The sequence below is a fragment of the Pseudonocardia sp. SID8383 genome (assembly GCF_009864975.1).
Taxonomy (GTDB): Bacteria; Actinomycetota; Actinomycetes; order Mycobacteriales; family Pseudonocardiaceae; genus Pseudonocardia; species Pseudonocardia alni.
The window spans coordinates 1-248 of sequence record NZ_WWFY01000547.1; the positions used below are offsets into that span (position 1 = coordinate 1).

At 80.2% G+C, this 248-nt stretch carries 1 protein-coding gene; it reads left to right on the forward strand.

Annotation, left to right across the window (positions count from 1 at the left end; all coding sequences use genetic code 11):
* Positions 1–248 (forward strand): hypothetical protein (locus GTW08_RS13315; protein WP_161151990.1); only part of this gene is annotated, 248 nt, incomplete at both ends.

The following is a 248-nucleotide window of genomic DNA, read 5'->3' on the forward strand; positions in this document are numbered from 1 at the left end:
GGCGGCCGCCGGTACGCGGTCTGGCCGGGTCCGCCGTACCGCTGCGGTCCCGGCCGCTGGGACCCGCCGCGGTCCGCGGGATGGTCGCCGGGCGCTTCGGTCGCGCGGGCGACCCGGAGTTCCTGCAGGTGTGCGAGGAGGTCTCGGGAGGTGTGCCGTCGGTGCTGCGCGCCGTGCTCGACGAGGTCGTCGCGGCCGGCGGTGGCCCGGTCGCGGCGTGCATCCCCGCCGTGCGCTCGGCCCGGCCG